Origin of the sequence: Microbacterium sp. Bi121 (genome assembly GCF_918698005.1) — a bacterium.
Taxonomy (GTDB): domain Bacteria; phylum Actinomycetota; class Actinomycetes; order Actinomycetales; family Microbacteriaceae; genus Microbacterium.
In genome coordinates this window covers 12,969-33,062 of sequence record NZ_CAKKLJ010000015.1, presented here as the reverse complement: position 1 = coordinate 33,062, position 20,094 = coordinate 12,969, and the positions used below count along the sequence as shown (strand labels likewise).

18 protein-coding genes are annotated in these 20,094 nt (G+C 67.5%); 14 read left to right on the top strand and 4 right to left on the bottom strand.

Translation table 11 applies throughout. From position 1 onward, the window contains the following. Positions 1 to 116: 116 nt before the first annotated feature. Both LQZ87_RS15055 and LQZ87_RS15050 read right to left on the bottom strand, forming a co-directional pair. Positions 117 to 803 carry a Pr6Pr family membrane protein gene (locus LQZ87_RS15055; protein WP_230104257.1) on the bottom strand — a complete coding sequence of 229 codons (687 nt, stop codon included), beginning with the start codon at positions 801 to 803 and terminating at the stop codon, positions 117 to 119. A gap of 16 nt (positions 804 to 819) precedes the next feature. Beyond that, the gene (locus LQZ87_RS15050) at positions 820 to 1,551 is read right to left on the bottom strand and encodes a GntR family transcriptional regulator (RefSeq protein ID WP_230104256.1); all 732 of its coding nucleotides are present in this window, start codon (positions 1,549 to 1,551) and stop codon (positions 820 to 822) included. Positions 1,552 to 1,709: 158 nt separating this feature from the next. Here LQZ87_RS15050 and LQZ87_RS15045 point away from each other — a divergent pair, with 158 nt between their 5' ends. Genes LQZ87_RS15045 through LQZ87_RS15015 form a run of 7 tightly spaced genes read left to right on the top strand, consistent with a single transcriptional unit; the run spans position 1,710 to position 10,397 of the window. Continuing rightward, the gene (locus tag LQZ87_RS15045) at positions 1,710 to 3,059 is read left to right on the top strand and encodes an extracellular solute-binding protein (RefSeq protein WP_230104255.1); all 1,350 of its coding nucleotides are present in this window, start codon (positions 1,710 to 1,712) and stop codon (positions 3,057 to 3,059) included. 3 nt (positions 3,060 to 3,062) lie between these two features. Next, on the top strand, positions 3,063 to 4,031 hold the full coding sequence (locus LQZ87_RS15040) for a sugar ABC transporter permease (RefSeq protein ID WP_230104254.1): 969 nt from the start codon (positions 3,063 to 3,065) through the stop codon (positions 4,029 to 4,031). A 2-nt stretch (positions 4,032 to 4,033) separates the two neighbouring features. Continuing rightward, entirely contained in the window at positions 4,034 to 4,840 is an 807-nt protein-coding gene (locus tag LQZ87_RS15035) for a carbohydrate ABC transporter permease (protein WP_230104253.1), read from the top strand. Positions 4,841 to 4,875: 35 nt separating this feature from the next. Next, entirely contained in the window at positions 4,876 to 5,664 is a 789-nt protein-coding gene (locus LQZ87_RS15030) for a 6-phosphogluconolactonase (protein WP_230104252.1), read from the top strand. Beyond that, entirely contained in the window at positions 5,610 to 6,602 is a 993-nt protein-coding gene (locus LQZ87_RS15025; RefSeq protein ID WP_230104251.1) for a BadF/BadG/BcrA/BcrD ATPase family protein, read from the top strand. The genes LQZ87_RS15030 and LQZ87_RS15025 overlap by 55 nt, the downstream gene beginning before the upstream one ends. Next, a complete protein-coding gene (locus tag LQZ87_RS15020) occupies positions 6,599 to 7,948 on the top strand; it encodes a hypothetical protein (RefSeq protein WP_230104250.1) in 1,350 nt (449 codons plus the stop codon). The genes LQZ87_RS15025 and LQZ87_RS15020 overlap by 4 nt, the downstream gene beginning before the upstream one ends. A 34-nt stretch (positions 7,949 to 7,982) precedes the next feature. Further along, a complete protein-coding gene (locus LQZ87_RS15015) occupies positions 7,983 to 10,397 on the top strand; it encodes a glycoside hydrolase family 3 C-terminal domain-containing protein (RefSeq protein ID WP_230104249.1) in 2,415 nt (804 codons plus the stop codon). On the opposite strand, the gene LQZ87_RS15010 is transcribed toward LQZ87_RS15015, so the two are convergent. After that, positions 10,375 to 11,340 carry a DMT family transporter gene (locus LQZ87_RS15010; protein ID WP_230104248.1) on the bottom strand — a complete coding sequence of 322 codons (966 nt, stop codon included), beginning with the start codon at positions 11,338 to 11,340 and terminating at the stop codon, positions 10,375 to 10,377. The two genes, LQZ87_RS15015 and LQZ87_RS15010, sit on opposite strands and share 23 nt — an antisense overlap. Positions 11,341 to 11,529: 189 nt before the next feature. Here LQZ87_RS15010 and LQZ87_RS15005 point away from each other — a divergent pair, with 189 nt between their 5' ends. Continuing rightward, positions 11,530 to 12,813 carry an adenylosuccinate synthase gene (locus tag LQZ87_RS15005; RefSeq protein WP_230104247.1) on the top strand — a complete coding sequence of 428 codons (1,284 nt, stop codon included), beginning with the start codon at positions 11,530 to 11,532 and terminating at the stop codon, positions 12,811 to 12,813. A gap of 104 nt (positions 12,814 to 12,917) precedes the next feature. Then, positions 12,918 to 14,159 (top strand): beta-propeller fold lactonase family protein, encoded by a 1,242-nt coding sequence (locus tag LQZ87_RS15000; protein WP_230104246.1) that lies wholly within the window; start codon positions 12,918 to 12,920, stop codon positions 14,157 to 14,159. A gap of 112 nt (positions 14,160 to 14,271) precedes the next feature. On the opposite strand, the gene soxR is transcribed toward LQZ87_RS15000, so the two are convergent. Further along, positions 14,272 to 14,745 carry a redox-sensitive transcriptional activator SoxR gene (soxR, locus tag LQZ87_RS14995; protein ID WP_230104245.1) on the bottom strand — a complete coding sequence of 158 codons (474 nt, stop codon included), beginning with the start codon at positions 14,743 to 14,745 and terminating at the stop codon, positions 14,272 to 14,274. Between the two features lie 60 nt (positions 14,746 to 14,805). Here soxR and LQZ87_RS14990 point away from each other — a divergent pair, with 60 nt between their 5' ends. The 5 genes from LQZ87_RS14990 (at position 14,806) to LQZ87_RS14970 (ending at position 20,085) form a co-directional block, all read left to right on the top strand. Further along, on the top strand, positions 14,806 to 16,206 hold the full coding sequence (locus LQZ87_RS14990) for an MFS transporter (RefSeq protein WP_230104244.1): 1,401 nt from the start codon (positions 14,806 to 14,808) through the stop codon (positions 16,204 to 16,206). A 58-nt stretch (positions 16,207 to 16,264) separates the two neighbouring features. Beyond that, positions 16,265 to 17,680, top strand: a complete 1,416-nt coding sequence (locus LQZ87_RS14985; RefSeq protein ID WP_230104243.1) for an NAD(P)/FAD-dependent oxidoreductase — start codon at positions 16,265 to 16,267, stop codon at positions 17,678 to 17,680. Between the two features lie 148 nt (positions 17,681 to 17,828). After that, entirely contained in the window at positions 17,829 to 18,668 is an 840-nt protein-coding gene (locus LQZ87_RS14980) for an ATP-binding cassette domain-containing protein (protein WP_230104242.1), read from the top strand. After that, positions 18,665 to 19,348, top strand: a complete 684-nt coding sequence (locus tag LQZ87_RS14975; RefSeq protein ID WP_230104241.1) for an ABC transporter permease subunit — start codon at positions 18,665 to 18,667, stop codon at positions 19,346 to 19,348. Before LQZ87_RS14980 ends, LQZ87_RS14975 begins: the two co-directional genes overlap by 4 nt. Further along, the gene (locus LQZ87_RS14970) at positions 19,345 to 20,085 is read left to right on the top strand and encodes an ABC transporter permease subunit (protein ID WP_230104258.1); all 741 of its coding nucleotides are present in this window, start codon (positions 19,345 to 19,347) and stop codon (positions 20,083 to 20,085) included. The genes LQZ87_RS14975 and LQZ87_RS14970 overlap by 4 nt, the downstream gene beginning before the upstream one ends. Positions 20,086 to 20,094: the final 9 nt, after the last annotated feature.

Below are 20,094 nucleotides of genomic sequence, written 5' to 3'. Positions count from 1 at the left end.
GTGGGGGCGGAGGGGCGGCTGGCGCTCCAACGGGGGCTGCGTTCGGCTCGGTCATCCTGCCAGCGTAATCGCGGCTTCCACTCCGGTGCGCGCCTGTGGATGGGCAGTGGTTCCCGTCAGCGAGAGGCGCCGCGACGTCGACCCACCCACACGACGAACGCGGCAACCGCGATGATCGCGACGGCGATGCCCAAGATGTAGGCGATGACGCCGAGATAGCCGCCCTGGAGGTGCGGGTCGAGGAACGGGTAGGGGTACCACCACGGGTTGCCGGTCGCCGGCGACGTGATGAAGTTCGCGCGGATCAGCGTGTACGCCGCCCAGACGATCGGGAAGATCACGGCCGTCAGCATCGCACCCCGGGGCAGCGCGCGACGTCGCGGCGCGAACAGCACGTCGGCGAGCATCACGAGAGGGATGACCACGTGCAGGGTCTCGTTGGTCCAGACGTCCGAGATACCGGCAAGTGGGATGTTCCGCAGCAGCAGGTTGTAGACGATGCCCGTGACGATCATGTACGTCGACGCGCAGGCGAGCAGCGTCGCGAGCCAAGCGGGCTCCGCCTCTGCGGTGCGCCGGGTGCGCAGCCTCCACAGCCCGCCGATCACAAGGGCGATCACGGCGAGGACGTTCGAGAGGATCGTGAAGTAGCTGAAGAAGTTCGCGATGACAGTCGGCAGATGGCCGCCCCACGCGGTCTCCGATGAGAGAGCGTTGCCGAGACTCAGCGTCAGCTGCCGGATGATCGCGGCCAGGCCGAGCACCGCTGCGGCAAGTCGGACGTAGGGCCACCAGGTCGTCATCGGCTCCCCCTCGGGATCACGGTTTGTGCTGCTGGCGTCGGAACAGGTCCGCTTGGAATCTATAGGCATCCCCGCGATATCGGTTGACTCCCAGCAGTACCGGCGTGCCGTCCGCGGTGTATGCCGTCTCTTCTCCGACGAGCACGGGGGATCCGACGCTGGCCCCTAGAAGCTTCGCGAGCGGTGCGTCCGCGATGGCGGCGGTGACGCTGTACGCGCTGCGGTGAATCGCGACGTCGCACTCGTCACGCAGCAGGTCGTAGAGCGAGCGATCGGTGAGATCGATGTCCATCAGCGCTCGCGCCCGCTGCTCTGGCAGGACCACGACATCGAAGCAGACCGGGTTGCCGTCGAGGCCGCGCAGGCGATCGATCTGGATGACCGGCGACGTGGGAGCGATCCGGAGATGATCGGCCTCGTCGATGGTCGCCGGACGGATCTCACGGCGCATCACCGTGGACGTCGGGCGCAGTCCACGCGCTCGAGCCATCTCCGTGAACGACTGGAGCGTGCTGGGTGGCTCTCCGACGACTCGCGGTGGCACGAACCATCCGCGCTGAGCGGAGCGACTGACACGCCCCTCGGCCTCGAGAGCGCCGAGGGCGGCGCGAAGCGTCGACCGGCTGACGCTCATGTGCGACGCCAGATCGCGTTCGCCAGGCAACCGCGTTCCCGGCGAGAACACGCCGATCGCGAGGTCCTGAGACAGCTGCTCGTATGCCTGTGCGGCGGCCGGGGTCAATACCACGACGCCAACATACCACGGAGGCCATCTGGATCAATTATGCCGCAAATTGGTATTTGACTGGTGCAACTGGTCCATCGGTGTTAGCGTTCGAGATGTCCTCGGAGCCCGACTCCGCAGACCCCCTCGAGCAATACCCGACCACCACGATGGAGTGAACGATGTTGTCGAAGAAACTTCGCGCCGCAGGGGCGCTTTCTGCCGGCTTGGCCGCAGCCCTGGCACTGTCCGCCTGTGCTCCGGGAGGCGGCGCCACACAGAGCAGTGGCCCCACTGAGGTCTCGGACGACGTAGCCGGTGCCGGGGACGTCACGCTCAAGCTCTCCGACTTCTGGAGTTCGGCCGAAGAGGAGTGGATCACCACTCTGATCGACAACTTCGAGAAGAAGTACCCGAACGTCACCATCGAGCGCACCCGCGAGGACTGGGGCCAGCTGACCAGCACGCTGAACCTGCAACTGCAGGATGCCGGCGGACCGGACATCGCTTCGGCGAACAACGGATGGTCGTCGCTAGGCACCCTGGCGAAGGGCGGGTTGGTGGTCGACCTCGACGCCTACGCCGACCTGTACGACTGGAACGACGAGGTCCCGACGACCATCGCGCGTCAGAACCAGTTCACGAGCGACTTCAAGACCATCGGCGAAGGCACCTGGTTCGCGACGCCCCTGGCCAGGGCCTCGCTCATCGGCATCTATTACAACGCCGGCCTGCTGGAGGACCTCGGGATCGAGGTGCCTACCAGCCTCGATGACCTCGAGGATGCCGCGGCCGAGATCAAGGCGGCGGGAAAGGTGCCGTTCAGCTACAGCGGTCTCGACGGCAACACAGCAGCCCTGCTGGGCCTGCAGGCGCTATACGGATCGGCCGACGACATCAATGATTTCGTCTACGGCAGCGAGGACGTGACGGCAGCGGACACCGGGTTCAACGACGCTGCGACCACGCTCAAGGAATGGGGTGACGATGGCTGGCTGATGCCGAACTTCGAGGGTCTCGACTACCAGACCACACTCGCGAACTATCTCGACGGCGACAGCGTATTCCGGTTCGATTACACGGGGTCACTCGGCCTGTCCGGCGAACAGCTCGACGACTTCGGATACATCCAGCTGCCCCAGGTCGGTGGTGATTCGACCGTCGGCGTCGGCGCTGCACCCGGTGCCATGGTCATCTCGGCCAAGTGCGAGCACCCTGACGTCGCCGCGGCGTTCCTCGACTATCTGATGTCCGAAGAGGCGAGCCAGGCGGCCGTCGACCTCGGTCTGGTCCCGATGCTCAACGATGTCGAGACCCCCGACTCGCTCAGCCAGAGCGGCGAGGCGGCGGCGACGTCCACCCTCGACTCCGATGACGGCTACGTTCCGTACTTCGACTGGGCGAGCCCCACGATGCTGGACATCCTGTCGCAGAACACTCAGCTGCTGATGGCGGGCAAGACCACGCCAGAGGACTTCACCAAGGCGGTTGACGACGACCGGAATGCGTTCCTCGCCGAGTCCGGATCCTGACCCATGGCCATCCCCGATCTCGGTGTCGCCGCCGGCCGTCCGGCCAGTGGCGACACCGCGGCCACCGAACTCATCGTCACCGGTGGGAAGCGCCGCCGCACATCACGTGCGCGTCGACGCTCCCGCCGGGTGGGGCTGCTCTTCGCTCTCCCAGGGCTGGCACTGTACGCCGGGGTCGTGCTGTGGCCGATGGTCCAGTCGATCCAGTACTCGTTCTACAAGTGGGACGGCGTATCCGCCTCCGTGTGGGTCGGATTCCAGAACTACGTCAACTTCTTCACTGATCCCGTGCTGCGCTCGACGCTGGGGAACGTGCTGGTGCTCCTGGTGTTCTTTGCCGTGCTGCCCATCGCCCTCGGGCTCTTCTCTGCCGCGTTGATCACACGCTCACGTCAGCCGGGAATGGCTGTCTATCGCTGGATCTTCTTTCTGCCGCAGGTGCTGACGAGTGTCGTCACAGCACTGCTGTTCAAGCGGATGTACGCGCCGGAAGGACCGATCAATGAAGCATTGCGCGCGGTCGGGCTCGATGCACTGGCCAAGAACTGGCTCGGCGACTTCACCTGGGCTCTGCCTGCGGTGGGCCTCATCGGTACCTGGGTCACGTTCGGGTTCTGCATGGTGCTGTTCATTTCGGGCGCATCCTCCATCTCGACGGATCTCTACGAGGCGGCACGCATGGACGGCGCGGGACCGATCCGGGAATTCGTCTCGGTCACACTCCCCGGCCTCCGCGGCCAGATCGCGGTGGCGCTCACCCTCACCATCACCGCAGCGCTCCGAGCGTTCGACCTGATCTGGATCACGACGCGCGGTGGCCCTGGTACGTCGACGCAGACACCCGCAGTCGCGTTGTACAAGGCGGCGTTCGTGAACCCTAACGTCGGCCAGGCGGCTGCCATCGGCGTCGTGATGGCCATGCTGTGCCTCGCGATCGCTCTCATCATCACTCGGATCTCGGAAAGGGAGTAATCGTGTCATCTCGTTCCGAGAAGCTCTGGAACTACGTCATCCTCACCGTCATGGCACTGATCGTGCTGTGGCCGGTCGGCACTTTCCTGGCCGCGTCGCTGAGTCCTGATCGCGCAGGGCGGCCGTCCAGCGACCTGCAATGGGGCAACTTCGTCACCGCGTGGAACGATGCCGAGTTCGCTCGCTCGATGACGGTATCGCTCATCATCACGGTGGTGGTCGTCGTCGTCGGTGTGCTGCTGGCACTGCTCGGGGGATACGCGTTCGGCGTGCTGGGCGTGGTCGGCGAACGGTTCCTGTTCCCCGTGATCCTGTTGGGCATGATGGTCTCGCTCGAGGTCATCATCGTGCCGCTCTACTACCAGTTCCGCACCATAGGCCTCACGAACAATCTCTTCGGTGTGATGCTCATCCATCTGGGCATGGGAGTCCCCTTCGGTGTGTTCTGGATGCGCGCCGCCTTCCGGGCCCTCCCGCGTGCCGTCTTCGAATCGGCGGAGCTGGATGGCGCGGGCCCGCTGCGGATGCTGTGGTCGATCGCCGTTCCGAACCTGATGCCGGCCGTCTACACCCTGATCCTGCTCAGCTTCATGTGGACGTGGAACGACTACTTCCTCTCTCTCGTGTTCCTGCACGGTGACAACCAGACGGCGACCGTGGCGCTGGGAGTTTTTCAGGGCAAGTTCGTCACGCAGATCAATCTCATGGCCGCCGGCGGTCTCATCGTCGCGGCTCCGGTCCTGATCCTCTACGTGATCTTCCAGCGCAAGTTCATCTCCGGCATGCTCGCCGGCGCCATCAAGGAATGACCAGGCGTCATCCGCTCGATACGAAGGCAGCAAAAGTGCAACTCTCTCCCCAGATCCTCGACTCCGCCGATGAGGTCGGCGAAGCCGTCGCCGACGTCATCGTCGAACGACTCAGCGCCGCCGTCGACCGACCGTTCCTTCTCGGATGCCCGAGCGGACGCACCGCGGTTCCGGTTTACTCGGCACTCGCTCGCCGTGCTGCGGCCGGCAGCGATCTGTCACAACTCGTCATCGTGATGATGGACGACTACGTGGTGCAGACCGAAACCGGCGGGTTCCGCGTCGTCGATCCGGATGCCTCGTATTCGTGCCAGCGCTTCGCGCGAGAGGACATCCTCGCGCCCATCGCGGAGGCCGCGAGGGCAGCGGGCATGATCGCGCCCTATCGGATCTGGACGGCGGATCCTGCGGATCCAACGGAGTACGACCAGCGCATCGCGGACGCCGGAGGAATCGATGTGTTCCTCCTCGCGTCTGGTGACAGCGACGGCCACGTGGCGTTCAATCAGCCGGGCACCGGGCGTGACGCGCGGACGCATCTCGTCGTCCTCGGTGAGGCGACACGACGCGACAACATGGGCACGTTCCCCGAGTTCACCCAACTCGACATGGTGCCGCAAAACGGCGTCACGGTCGGCGTCGACACCATCGCAAGCCAGTCCGCCGAGGCGATCATGATCCTCACCGGCGACAACAAGCGCGAGGCGTTCGCTCGCATCACCGCAACCACCGCCTATGACGCCGAATGGCCGGCCACGATCATCACCGAATGCCGCAACGCTCGCATCGTCGCCGACCGCAACGCGGCATCCGTGCGGGTATGAACGTCGTCGGCGTCGATATCGGCGGAACCAAGACGCGGATCGCCCTCGCCGCGCAGGACCCGGCAGGCGGGACACTGCGCGACGTCGTCGTGTCGTCAGCATCCTGGCGGGGTCCGCTCGGCGACCCCGAGGCGGACGCCGTGGGCCTACTCGGCGTGCTCGTCGAGCAGCTCGGCGATTCGGTGAAGGAAGCTCCGATCGTCGTCGGCGCGCACGGCTGCGACAGCACGGAACAGTGCCACGACCTCGAGCGTGCACTAGGGCGAAGGCTCGCCGGCGAGATCCTCGTGCTGAACGACTCTGAGCTCATGTCTCCTGCGATGGGCCTCCCTGATGCCGTGGGCGTCGTCGTCGGAACCGGATCGATCGCGACGGCCCGCACAGTGGGTGGGGAACTCCTCACCGCCGGTGGCTGGGGATGGCTGATCGGCGACGAGGGCAGTGCGCCAGCCCTCGTTCGCGAAGCGGTTCGCGCGGTGCTCACCCACCTCGACGACGCGAGTGGCGCTGATCCGCTCGTAACGCGGCTGCTGGCGGCGTTCTCGGTTCGAGATGGTGCCGAGTTGGCGCTCGTAGCGACGCAGACGGCGTCCGCCGAGGCGTGGGGTGCGCGCGCTCCTGAGGTGTTCACGGCCGCGACGGAAGGATCCGTTCTCGCGGCCGCCGTGATCTCGCGGGCAGGCAGCGCCCTCGCTGGGTTGGTCGCACAGCTGCGCCGTCGTGGCGTCCCAGCGCGTGACGTGGTCGCCGGCGGCGCGGTGATCGAAGCTCAGTCGCTTCTGCAGGGCGCGGTTCGTGCAGCGCTCGAGCTCGTAACCCCCGAGGTGACCCTGCACATCCTTCGGCATCCGCCCGTCACCGGAGCCATCGCACTCGCACGTCGCCTCGGCGGCGGGCATCCATCGACCATCAACTCGAATCGGAGCACGGAATCATGAAAGTCACCCTGATCGGAGCAGGCAGCCGCGAGTTCGCCGGCAAGATCGTTCGAGACCTCCTTCTCAGCGAACCGATCGCGCAGAAGGATCTGCAGATCGTGCTGATGGACATCGCAGCCGAGCCGCTCGCCGAGATGGAGGCATACACGCGCCATCTCATCGAGCGCCTCCAGCACTCGGCCGACGTCTCGTCGACCACCGACCTCGACGCGTCGGTCACCGACGCGGACTTCGTCGTCACGGCGATCGAGGTCGACCGCTACCACTATTGGTCGCAGGACTTCACGGTGCCCCGCAAGCACGGCTTCAAGCAGGTCTACGGCGAGAACGGGGGACCCGGCGGGATGTTCCACGCCCTGCGTCAGTTCGGGCCGCTGCTAGAGATCGCCCGCGCGATCGAGAAGCATGCACCGAATGCGCTGTTCCTGAACTTCTCCAACCCCGAGCACAAGGTCTGTGAGGCGATCTCACGACTGACATCGGTGAAGGTCGTCGGTCTGTGCCACGGCTACTTCTATGGCGTGCGCCAGATCTCCGCGTTCCTCGACATGCCGCGTGAACGACTCGAGCTTCCAGCTGCAGGCATCAACCACTTCACGTGGTTCCAAGCGGTGCGCGACCGTGAGACAGGGGAAGACCTCTACCCGCGTCTGCGCGAGGTCGAGCGCGAGGCGAACTGGGTGTCCGACTGGCACGAGATCGGCCTGTCCCGCATCCTGTTCCGCCGGTTCGGGCTGTGGCCATCGCCGAGCGCCAATCACATCGGAGAGTACATCAGCTGGGCTGACGACTACGTCCCGGCGCAGCTGCAGTACTTCCACGACCCCGCTGACGGCTCGCCCTGGCGCCCCGGTGCCCCGACGCCGGAGTGGTACTACGAGATCCGCTTCGCTGACACGGACCGCCCGTTCCACGCGCCGCGCCCAGACACCTCGCTCGAGCACTCCTTGGAGGAGACTCCGATCGAGTCCTCGGAGGAGCTGGCGATTCCGATCATCGAGTGGGTCGCGTGCGGTGTGGAGCGCGACCTCCCAGCCGTGAACATCCCGAACCGGGGAGCGATCCCCGGGCTGCCTGACGAGATGGTCGTGGAGGTGCCGGCGAGAGTCGAGAACGGCGAACTCGTCCCCATTCAGATGGAGCCGCTCCCTGAGGGCATCCTCGCGATGATCCAGTTGCACGGATCCATCCACAAACTGCTCGTCGAGGCGTACGCCGAGCAATCGAAGCAGAAGCTGCTCCAGGCGATCCTGCTCGACCCGGTGGTCGACTCTCACAACCGCGCGGTAGCGATGCTCGACGAGTTCCTCGAGCTCCAGGCGGACGCCCTGCCGCCGCTCACCTGATCCGCACCGCCCCAGCTCACCTCGAAAGGACCTCATGGCACTCCCTCCCCTCGACGTCGACACCGCCCTCGACGTCGACACCGCGCTCGACGTCGACACCGCGCTTGACGTCGACACCGTGCTGGCCGAGCTCACACTGGAAGAGAAGGTGTCGCTGCTCTCCGGCGTCGACGACTGGTTCACGCAAGCGATCGACCGGCCGGGCCTCACGCAGGCAGTCCCGTCGATCGAGGTGGGCGATGGCCCTCACGGACTGCGCAAGGAGACCGGTGTGGACATGATGTGGGTGCCGGCGACGGGGTTCCCAACGGCATCCGCGATGGGAGCGTCATGGGACAGAGACCTCGTGCGTCGAGTCGCAGCGGCGATCGGCGAGGAGGCCAGGGCGGAGGGCGTCCAGGTCGTCCTCGGCCCCGGGGTGAACATGAAGCGCTCGCCGCTATGCGGCCGCAACTTCGAGTACTTCTCAGAGGATCCGTTCCACTCCGGCGAACTCGGAGCGGCGTACGTCACTGGGCTGCAGTCCACTGGTGTCGGTGCGTCGCTGAAGCACTACGCGGCCAACAACCAGGAGATCGAGCGGACGCGGATCTCCGTCGTCGCCGATGACCGCACCCTTCGCGAGACGTATCTGGCCGCGTTCGAGCGGGTGGTCCGTCAGGCGGACCCCTGGACGGTCATGTGCTCGTACAACCGCATCCACGGCATCCACGCATCCGAGAACCGCTGGCTTCTGACGGAAGTGCTTCGCGAGGAGTGGGGCTATCAGGGTGCCGTCGTCTCGGACTGGAACGCCGTCCACGACCGTGTTGCGGCGCTGCGTGCGGGTCTCGACCTCGAGATGCCTGGTACAGCGGGCAGGACGGACGCCGAGGTCGTCGCCGCCGTGCGTGCCGGGAATCTCGACGAGGCCGTGGTGGATGCCGCCGCGCGACGCGTACTCACCCTCGTGGCTCGCGCGTATCCCGGTGTCGACGTCGTCGATGGCCCGGTCATGCACCTCGGTCATGCCGCTGGGGACCGTCTCACGGACGAGCAGCTGAGGCTCTTGAAAGCGGATGAGCACCACGCGCTGGCGCGTGAGGCCGCTGCAGCATCCATCACGCTGCTACGCAACGACGCACGACCGGCCGGAGGCCCAGCTCTCCCGCTGGGCCAGAACGGCGGTCGCATCGCCGTGATCGGCGCTTTCGCGGAGCACGCCCGCATCCAGGGCGGCGGGTCGTCCGGCGTGGATCCGACGCGGGTCGACGTCCCCCTGGAGGAGATCCGTGCGATCGCAGGGGCGGGTCGGGTCTCATACGCCCCCGGTTACGTGCATCTCCCGAAGAACGCATATCAGGACGACAACGTAGCGACTCTGGCCGCCCACGGAATCACGCTCGTGGAGGAGCGCCCGAAGGTCGCGCGCCGGTCCGCGACCCTGGCCAAAGAACTGCAGCTGGCCGAGGCCGTTCAGCATCTCGCGAAAGCACAGCCATCCGACACTGCTCGTCGGCTGATCGAGGAGGCACTGACGGCGGCGCAGGACGCGGAGACGATCATCGTCTTCGCCGGCTTGCCCCTCGCATTCGAGCAGGAGGCGAATGATCGAGACTCGCTCGCGCTCCCTGAGGAGCAGAACGTCCTCATCGCCGAGCTCGCTGAGCTACGGGATCGAACCGGTGCCGCACTCGTCGTCGTCCTGGCCAACGGGTCGCCGGTGACCATGGAGCCCTGGCACGACAGCGTGGACGGCATCGTCGAGTGCGGACTCGGCGGGCAGGGCGCCGGCGCCGCGATCGCACAAGCACTGTTCGGGCTGGCCAACCCGTCCGGGCGGATCGCCGAGACGTATCCGTTGGCGATCGAGGACACCCCTGGATTCCCGAACTGGCACGGTGAGCGGGGCGTGGTCCTGTACGGCGAGGGCGTGTTCATCGGCTACCGGTGGTACGACGCGCTGCGGCGGAGGGTCCTCTACCCGTTCGGGCACGGACTCTCGTACACATCGTTCGGATACGCCGATCTGAGCGCCGAGATCGTGGATGCCGCTGTCGGACGCGTTCGTGTCACCTGCCGAGTGACCAATGAAGGGTCCAGAGCGGGTGCCGAGATCGTGCAGCTGTACGTCGGTGATCCGGATGCCGAGGTCTCGCGTCCGGTTCGGGAGCTGCGCGGCTTCGAGAAGTTGCACCTCGAACCGGGTGAATCCGCGGAAGTCGGCTTCGATCTCGATGGGCGGGACTTCGCCTATTGGGACGCTGCGGCCGATCGCGGTGACGGTCGCCTTGGGCTGTGGCGGCGCGAGGCCGGTGAGTTCATCGTCGAGGTCGGCGCGTCTTCGCAGGACATCCGCCTGGAGTACACGATCTCACTGCCGGATGACGCGTCGATCCCGGAGTTGGTCCGCGATGCCGACCTGCAGGGCATTGTCGCCTCGAGATTCACTCAAGGACACGCGGGCTGACACGGGACCCTGTCTGCACGGGCCGTCGTCGCATCCTGGTGATGAGGACCCCGAGGAGGCACAGCGCGCCGCCCACGAACATGAGAGGCGTCGGCACCTCTCCGAGGATGATCCAGGACATCAGGATGGCGATCGCCGGCACGATGTACGTCGTGGCCGACGTCTTCCCTGCCGTGCTGCGCTGCAGGACGTAGGCCCACGTGGTGAAGGCGATCGCAGTGGGGAAGACGCCGAGATAGACGACCCACAACGTGGCATCCAGAGGTGCGGTCTGCAGATCGCCGATGAGGGTTCCGAGCCACGGCAGGAGCGCCACCGTGCCGGCGACAGCGCCGAGCCAGGTCAGCGTCGTCCCGTCCACGCCCGCGCTGAGCAGATGCTTCTGCAGCAGCGTGCAACCCGCGTACATGACCGCGGCGAGGAGGGCGAGCAGCAGACCGGTGACGTCGAAGCCCGAACTCGTCGCCGAGTTCGTGCCGATCAGCACCACGCCCAGGAACGCGACCGGCGCGCCGACCATCAGCGTCTTGGGGAAGCCCTCGCGCAGAAGCAGACCGCTGAAGACGACCACCATGAGCGGGGCGAGGTTCACGACCATCGCCGCCGTCCCTGCGTCGAGCGTGCGCTCTGCGCTGTTGAGCGCGAGGTTGTAGACGCAGAACCAGCCGATGCCCCAGGCGATCACGAGGGGCCAGTGCCGACGTGCTGGAAGACGGATTCCATGCCGCAGAGCGATGACCCCGAGCGCCGCCGCGCCGATGGCCATGCGCAGCAGCGCGAGTGCGCCGGGGTCGAAATGCGGGCCGGCCCCGCGGATCCCGATGAACGCCGAAGCCCACAGGACGACCGTCACGAGCGCAGCCAAGAGGATGAGCGGCGCCCGCCCGCGTGGCTCGTCGCCCTCCAGCTCGGTCGATATCGGGCGCGGTGATACTTCTGGCATCCCCCGATCATCGCGCCGGCCATGGACATTCGTCGATCGTGTCGACTGCCAACCGTCGTCGGTTTCCCGCCATGTCGTGCGCGGTGGTCCGCCGAGAGGGCAGCGAGAGGCCAGTCGGTAGGATGGAGTCGCCCGAAGAGGGCCAGCTCATCGGCCGGTGCGAACCCGGCGAAAGCAAGGGGGATACCCATGCCAGGAATCGTTATCGTCGGCGTCCAGTGGGGCGACGAGGGCAAGGGCAAGGCAACTGATCTGCTCGGAGACCGCACCGACTGGGTCGTGAAGTTCAACGGCGGCAACAACGCCGGTCACACCGTCGTGGTCGGCAATGAGAAGTACGCGCTGCACCTGCTGCCCTCCGGCATCCTGTCTCCCGGCGTCACGCCGGTGATCGGCAACGGCGTCGTCATCGACCTCGAGGTGCTCTTCGACGAGCTCGAGGCGCTCTCGGCCCGCGGCGTCGACGTCTCCAAGCTCAAGGTCAGCGCGAACGCGCACATCATCACGCAGTACCACCGCACCCTCGACAAGGTCACCGAGCGCTTCCTTGGCAAGCGCAACATCGGCACGACCGGCCGCGGCATCGGCCCGGCCTACGCCGACAAGATCAACCGCGTCGGCATCCGCGTGCAGGACCTCTTCGACGAGAACATCCTGCGCCAGAAGGTCGAGGGCGCGCTCGACCAGAAGAACCACCTGCTGGTGAAGGTGTTCAACCGTCGCTCGATCACGTGCGACGAGATCGTCGACGACCTGCTGTCCTACGCCGAGCGACTGCGCCCCATGGTCGCCGACACCGGTCACCTGCTCGAGGAGGCGCTGAAGCGCGACGAGGTCGTCGTGTTCGAGGGCGGTCAGGCGACCATGCTCGACGTCGACCACGGCACCTACCCGTTCGTGACCTCGTCGACCGCGACAGCGGCGGGCGCGTCATCCGGATCCGGCGTCGGGCCGGGGCGCCTCGACCGCATCGTCGGCATCGTCAAGGCGTACACGACCCGTGTCGGCTCAGGCCCGTTCCCGACCGAACTGCTCGACGAGCAGGGCGAGTGGCTGCGCAAGACCGGCTTCGAGTACGGCACGACGACGGGACGCATCCGCCGCACCGGCTGGTACGACGCTCCGATCACCCGCTACGCGACGCGGGTCAACGGCATCACCGACCTCGTGCTCACCAAACTCGACATCCTCACTGGCCTCGAGCAGATCCCGGTGTGCGTCGCCTACGACGTCGACGGAGAGCGCTTCGACGACGTTCCGGTGAACCAGAGCGATTTCCACCACGCGAAGCCGATCTACGAGTACTTCCCCGGCTGGACCGAGGACATCTCGAAGGCGCGCACGTTCGACGATCTGCCGAAGAACGCGCAGGACTACGTGCTCGCGCTCGAGGGCATGAGCAACACGCGCATCTCCGTCATCGGTGTGGGCCCGGAGCGTGACGAGGTGATCGTCCGCCACGACCTGGTGTGACGTGCCCAGGCGCGCTGCGGGAGGGGTCGTGAATCGTCGCCTGAACTCGGGTTCGGCGACCGGATGCGACCCCTGCCGGCGCATTCGGACGAGAGGGTGACGACATGACTCGCTTCTGGATCGGCGGCTATGGCCCCGACATGGACGGGGATGCCGCGGGGATCGGCCTGCTCGAAGGCGACGAAGGGCGCGAGCCGATCAGTCTTGCGTACCGTGGTGCGGTGGCCGCCGCGGCGTCGCCGTCGTGGCTCGCCTCGCACCCCGCACTCGATATCGTCTATGCCGCGCTCGAGGGCTCGGGCACCGTGCAGGCGTTCGCGCGCACCGGGGAGCGGTCGCTCGCCCGATTCGGCGCGCCCGTCGAAGTCGGCGCCGGCGTGTGCCACCTCGCCGTCGCGCCGCACGGCCGGTACCTCGTGGTGAGCTGCTACGGCGACGGCCGCGTCGTGCGCGTCGGGATCGACGCCTCCGGGCTGCTGGGCGAGACGGCGGTGGCGGATGCTGCGACCGACCCGTACGGCACGAACCCTGTCCCGGCGGCACAAGGGGCGCCAGCGGCGCAGGGCCCCGACCTCAACGACGTGCTCGCATCGCTTTCGCCCGCGGCATCCGAGCCCCCGCGCTCCGGGCTGCTGCTGTTCGATGAAGAGCTGGGGCTGACGCCGGGCGCCCCGGACCCTGTTTCACCGGCCGCTGCGATGATCGCCGCCGCTCTCGCTCCGGCATCCACCGTCGACGCGCCGGAGCGCACCTCGCACGCGCACGCCGCGGCGTTCCTGCCGGACGGACGCATCGCCACGACCGACATCGGGTTCGATCTCGTGCGCGTCTGGCGGCCGACCTCTGCCGGGCTGGTGTCCGATCACCAGATCGTGCTGCCGCACGGCGTCGGCCCTAGGCACATGGTCGTGCACCCCAGCGGGCACCTCCATGTGGTCACCGAGTACTCGTGCGAGGTCTTCACCCTCGCTGCCGGACCTGACGGCCGATGGGCCCTCGTCGCGGCGACGGCGGTCAGCCCTGCCGCTCAAGCCGGAATCGACTACCCGTCCGAGCTGTCCCGCTCGCGGAACGGCGAGACGCTGTACGCCGGCGTCCGCGGCAGCAACACGATCGCGGCGCTGCGCGTTCGCGGCGCCGGCGATGTGGTCGAGCAGCTCGCGCTCGCCGAGTCCGGCGTCGACTGGCCGCGGCACCACCTCGTGCACGACGGTGCGCTGCTCGTCGCCGGACAGCGGTCGGACGAGATCAGCATCCTCGACCTCGACGAGCGAACCGGGGCGCCCCGCGGCATCCGTCACCGCACCGCGGCCCCCGCGCCCAGCAGCATCCTCCTCGCCCGCTGAGCCCGTCCGCACCGAGGCGCGGGCTCTTCCCACCCCGCACAACTCCGGAGGGTTTCGGCAGATCGGCATGATCTCGGCCGCCCACGCACCGATCCGGGCAGTCTCTCCGGAGTTATGCGGGCGGTTCGGCCTTCGCGAGCCAGCGGATCGGACCCGATCCTTCCCTGCCGAGCACATCAGCCGGGTTCTGCAGCGCGCAGGAGTTCAGGCTGAGGCATCCGCAACCGATGCATCCGTCCAGGTCGCCGCGCAGGTGCTCGAGCTGGCGGATTCGCGCGTCCAGCTCATCGCGCCACCGCTGCGACAGGCGAGCCCAGTCGCGCTTGTTCGGCGTTCGTCCCTCTGGCAGTGAATCGAGCGCCGAGCGGATGTCCTTGAGGGGGATGCCGACGCGCTGCGACACGCGGATGAACGCCACGCGACGCAGCGCGTCGCGGCGGTACCGGCGCTGGTTGCCGTCTGTGCGCTCGGACTCGATCAGGCCGTTGCGTTCGTAGAAATGCAGAGCGGATGCCGCGACCCCGCTGCGCCTGGAGAGTTCGCCGATCGTGATGCGGCGGCTCTTGTCGCCGTCCAGCTGTGGCATGATCTCTTCTTCCTCACCGGAGTTGACCTCAACTATAGTTGAGGTCTTAGCGTCATGCCCATGACTGCAGACACGGATACCGTGCGGACATCGCGCGACGCCCCGCCAGGGATACTGAGCGGCACCTACGCCTGGATCACGATCGGCGCCTGCGCACTCGTCTTTCTCGGCGCATTCGAATCGCTTGCCGTGACAACGGTGATGCCCGTCGTCTCCGCTGATCTCGGCGGCGAACGCCTGTACGCACTGGCCTTCGCCGGTCCCCTGGCCACGGGCGTGATCGGTATGGTCGGCGCGGGGAATTGGGCGGACCGCCGAGGGCCGACGGCTCCGCTGTACGCGTCTGTCGTGGTCTTCGTCGCGGGTCTCCTCGTGGCGGGACTCGCGCCCAGCATGGAGATCCTGGTCGCCGGACGCTTCGCCCAGGGCCTGGGCAGCGGAGGGCTGACCGTCGCACTCTACGTCGTGGTCGCGCGGGTGTATCCGCAGGACCTCCACCCTGCGATCTTCGCCGGGTTCGCGGCTGCATGGGTCATTCCGTCGCTGATCGGTCCGACCGTCGCCGGTGTCGTTGCCGAAGTGTGGAGCTGGCACTGGGTCTTCCTCGGGGTCGTGATCCTCGTACTCATTACGCTGCTCATGGTGGTCCCCGCCCTTCGAGGCCTCGCTGTGGGAGACGCTGACCGCCTCCGGGGAGACGCCGGCAGGAGAACTCCCTGGGCGTTTGGCCGCATCGGCTGGTCGGTTCTTGCCGCGCTCGCCGTCCTCGGGCTCAATCTCATCGGCGATCTTCCTGTGGTGGGAGCGGCGCTGGCCGCGGCCATGGTCGTCGTCGCTCTCATCGCTGTCCGGCCTCTGGTTCCCGCCGGAACGCTGAGCGGACGCCGCGGGCTCGCCGCAACCATCCTCGTTCGCGGCGTCGTGGCCGCAGGATTCTTCGGCACGCAGATCTATCTGCCCTACCTGCTCGCCGAGAAGTACGGCTTCACTCCCACACTCGCGGGACTCGCGCTCACCGGCGGAGCCCTGGCATGGTCCACGGCATCCATCATTCAGGGAAAGCTGGGCATGCGGCTCGAGAGCGAACGAGCAGTGCGCGTCGGCACCGTTCTCGTGCTGGCGGGCGTCACGGCCGTCCTCGCGACAGCCGCGTTCGCGCTGCTGCCCTTCGTGGCGATGTGCGCTTGGGTGCTGGCCGGAGCGGGAATGGGGCTGGCGAGTCCGCGTCTGAGCGCATTGACGCTGGCGGCGTCGACGGAGGAGACCCAAGGTTTCAACAGTGCGGCGATGACGGTGGCCGACTCGTTCGGCACCGCACTCTCCCTGGCGGTCACTGGTGTTCTTTTCGCCGCGCTCGCGGCCGGCGGCTTTGCGTTCGTCGCCGTATTCGCGCTGGCCGGGCTGCTTGCAGCCGCTGCGGCGATCCTCGCCCCGCGGACACGTCGGGAACAATCCCCGTGACACACGGTTGCACTTCGGGAAGACTGGCCCCGCACGCTGACCGGAAGAAGGCAACGCCATGTCGACAGACGAGTACGACCTCATCGTGATCGGAGCAGGTCCCGTCGGCGAGAACGTCGCCGACCGCGCCGTTCAGGGCGGCCTGAGCGTGATCGTCATCGAGAGCGAACTGGTCGGCGGCGAATGCTCGTACTGGGCGTGCATGCCCTCGAAGGCGCTGCTGCGCTCGGGCCAGGCGCTGCGCGCCGCTCAGCACGTGCAGGGCGTCATCGGGGGCGAACTCGATCCCACCGAGGTCCTCGCCCGACGCAACTCCTTCACGAGCGACTGGTCCGACGACGGACAGGTGAAGTGGCTGCAGTCCGCAGGCATCGACCTCGCCCGTGGTCAGGGTCGCATCAGCGGGGAGCGCGAGGTCACCGTCACCGATGACGACGGCACGGAGCGCGTGCTGCGCGCTCGTCACGCGGTCGCGGTCTCCACCGGATCTGATGCCGCGATCGCGCCGATCCCCGGTCTCGCCGAAGCGGCACCCTGGACGAGCCGTGAGGCGACGAGCGCTCAGGAGGTGCCGGCATCCCTCGCCATCATCGGCGGCGGCGTCGTCGCGGTCGAGATGGCCACCGCCTACGCGTCGCTCGGCGCGAAGGTCACCGTGATCTCCCGCGGCGGCCTGCTCGCGAAGATGGAGCCGTTCGCCGGCGAGCTCGTCGAGAAGGGGCTGCGCGCCGACGGCGTCGACGTCCGCACGAACACCGGAACGGCTCGCGTCGACCGCGATGACGACGGGGTCACGATCACGCTCGACGACGGCACCGAGATCCGTGCCGCGGAGGTGCTCGCCGCCACAGGCCGCCAGCCGCGCTCGGACGACATCGGACTCGAGACCATCGGGCTCGAACCAGGCGAGTACATCCGCACCGACGACACTCTCCGCGTTCAGGGGCACGACTGGCTGTACGCGGTCGGCGACGTCAACGGCCGCGTTCTGCTCACGCATCAGGGCAAGTACCAGGCCCGTGCGGCGGGCGACGTCATCGCGGCGCGCGCGAACGGCGACGAGATCGACGACGCGACCTGGGGACGCCACGTCGCCAGTGCCGACGCTGCCGCCGTGCCGCAGGTGGTGTTCTCCGACCCCGAGGTCGCCTCCGTCGGACTCACCGCCGCGGCTGCGCAGGATGCCGGGCACACCACCCGCGTGGTCGATGCCGAACTCGGCTCCACCGCCGGCGCCAGCCTGCACGCTGACGGCTACACGGGCACCGCGCGGATGGTCGTCGACACCGATCGGGATGTCATCCTCGGGGTCACGTTCGTCGGGGCCGACGTGTCGGAGATGCTGCAGGCCGCCACGTTCGCGGTCGTCGGCGAGGTGCCGATCTCCCGCCTGTGGCACGCCGTTCCCGCCTACCCGACCATGAACGAGATCTGGTTGCGGCTGCTCGAGGCGTACGGCCGGCAGAGCGCCTGAGGCCCATCCGATCGGCAGGGTGCTCCGAACAGTCCGTGTCGGCCCCTGTGCTGTCAACCCCCAGCGAATCTGCTCCAGATGTCTGCGGCATCCCCTACGCTCGAAACCGACTCCGAGGAGGCATCATCATGAAGGCTGTGCTCGCGCTTTGATCGAGTTCCGCTCGGTATCCAAGAGATTCCCCGATGGCACGCTCGCCGTCGAGGACTTCAACCTCGTGCTGCCGTCACGGAAGACGACGGTGTTCGTCGGGTCATCCGGATGCGGCAAGACCACGCTGCTGCGCATGATCAACCGCATGGTCGAGCCGACCGGCGGTGACGTCGAGATCGACGGCGAGAGCGTGCTCGGCAAGAACCCGGTGGCTCTGCGACGCAGTATCGGCTACGTCATGCAGAACTCCGGGCTCATGCCGCATTTCTCGGTCATCGACAACGTCTCGACCGTGCTGCGGTTGAACGGCACTCCCAAGAAGCAGGCGCACGAGCGGGCGCGTGAGCTGCTCGACACAGTCGGGCTCGACCGGGCGCTCGCCGACCGGTACCCGAGCCAGCTCTCCGGCGGGCAGCAGCAGCGCGTGGGTGTGGCCCGAGGGCTCGCGGCCGACCCGAACATCCTGCTGATGGATGAGCCGTTCGGCGCCGTCGATCCGATCGTCCGCGCCGATCTGCAGCAGGAGCTCATCCGCCTGCAGCGCGACCTCGACAAGACCGTCGTCTTCGTGACCCATGACATCGACGAGGCCTTCCTGCTCGGCGACCAGGTCGTCATCCTCGACAAGGGCGCGCGCGTCGTGCAGGTGGGCAGCCCGAGCGAGATCATCGAGAACCCCGCGGACGACTTCGTCTCGGCTTTCATCGGCGCCGAGCGCGGCCACCGCGCCCTGCGGATCAAGCAGACCCCCCGCGGTCGTGTCGTGGTCGATTCCGAGGGTCGGACGCAGGGTTCGCTCCTCGACGACACGGATGCCGCCCCGAGGACTCCATGACCTGGGTCTCCGACAACCTCGACCTCATCTTCGGTCTCGCCCTCACTCATCTGGGTCAGAGCGCGATCGCGATCGTCTGCGGGTTCGTCCTGTCGCTGCCGCTCGGCTGGGTCGCGTGGCGCTATCGCCTCGTGCGCGGCCCGATCGTCGTCCTCACCGGGCTGCTGTACACGATTCCCTCGCTGGCCCTGCTGATCCTCCTGCCCTCCGTCGTCGGATATCAGGCCCGCAGCCCCGAGAATCTCATCGTCGGTCTCACGATCTACGCCGTCGCGATCCTCGTGCGATCCGTCGCCGACGGCCTCGACTCTGTCGACCCCGACGTCCGGCAGGCCGCGACGGCCGTCGGCTACGGCGGTGCGCGCCGGTTCTGGACGGTCGATCTTCCGCTTGCCGGCCCTGTGATCCTCGCCGGGCTCCGCGTGGCGGCGGTCAGCACGATCTCCCTGGCGACGGTCGGCATCCTCGTCGGCGTCGAGAACCTCGGCTACCTGTTCACGAACGGTCTGCAGCGTCGCATCATCCCGGAGGTCTTCGCGGGCGTTCTCGCGGTCGTCGTGATCGCGCTCGTCATCGACCTGCTGCTCATGCTGGCCGGCCGCGCCATCATGCCGTGGACGCGAACCGCATCCGCCGCGACCGCACGCCGTCGCATCGTGCCGATGAGGGCCGCCGCATGAATCTGTTCGCGGATGCCTTCGCCTGGCTGTTCTCACCGGAACGGCTGGAGGGCCAGTACGCGCTCCCAGTGCTGCTCGGCCAGCACCTGTTCTACACGGTCATCTCCGTGCTGATCGCCGCGGTCATCGCGGTGCCGGCCGGCTGGGCCATCGGCCACACCGGGCGAGGCCGCGAGATCGCCGTCGCCATCTCCGGTGCAGCCCGCGCCGTGCCGTCGTTCGGCCTCATGGTGCTGCTCGTGCTGCTGATGGGGGTGCTGCGCGTGCCCGAGGCTGCGACCATCACGTTCGTGCTGCTCGCTATCCCCTCGCTCCTCGCCGGCGCGTACACCGGGCTCGAGGCGATCGACCGGCACGTCATCGACGCCGCCCGCGCCACCGGAATGACGCAGTGGCAGGTGTTCTGGAAGGTCGAGGTGCCGCTCGGGCTCCCATTGCTCGTCGGCGGCCTCCGCTCGGCGACCCTGCAGGTCATCGCCACCGTGACGATCGCCGCGTACGTGAACCTCGGCGGCCTCGGCTGGCCGATCATCCAGGGGATCCCGCTGCGCCGCTTCGACCAGGTGCTCGGCGGTGCCATCCTCGTCGCCGTGATCGCCCTCATCGCCGACCTGCTGCTCGCCCTCGCGCAGCGCATGGCCGTTCCCACCGGCATCCGGGTCGCGAAACCAGGCACACCGTCACCGCGGGCTGCTCGTCGCGCGGCATCAACCACAGCCTCCACAGCATCAGCCTGACTCCCCACC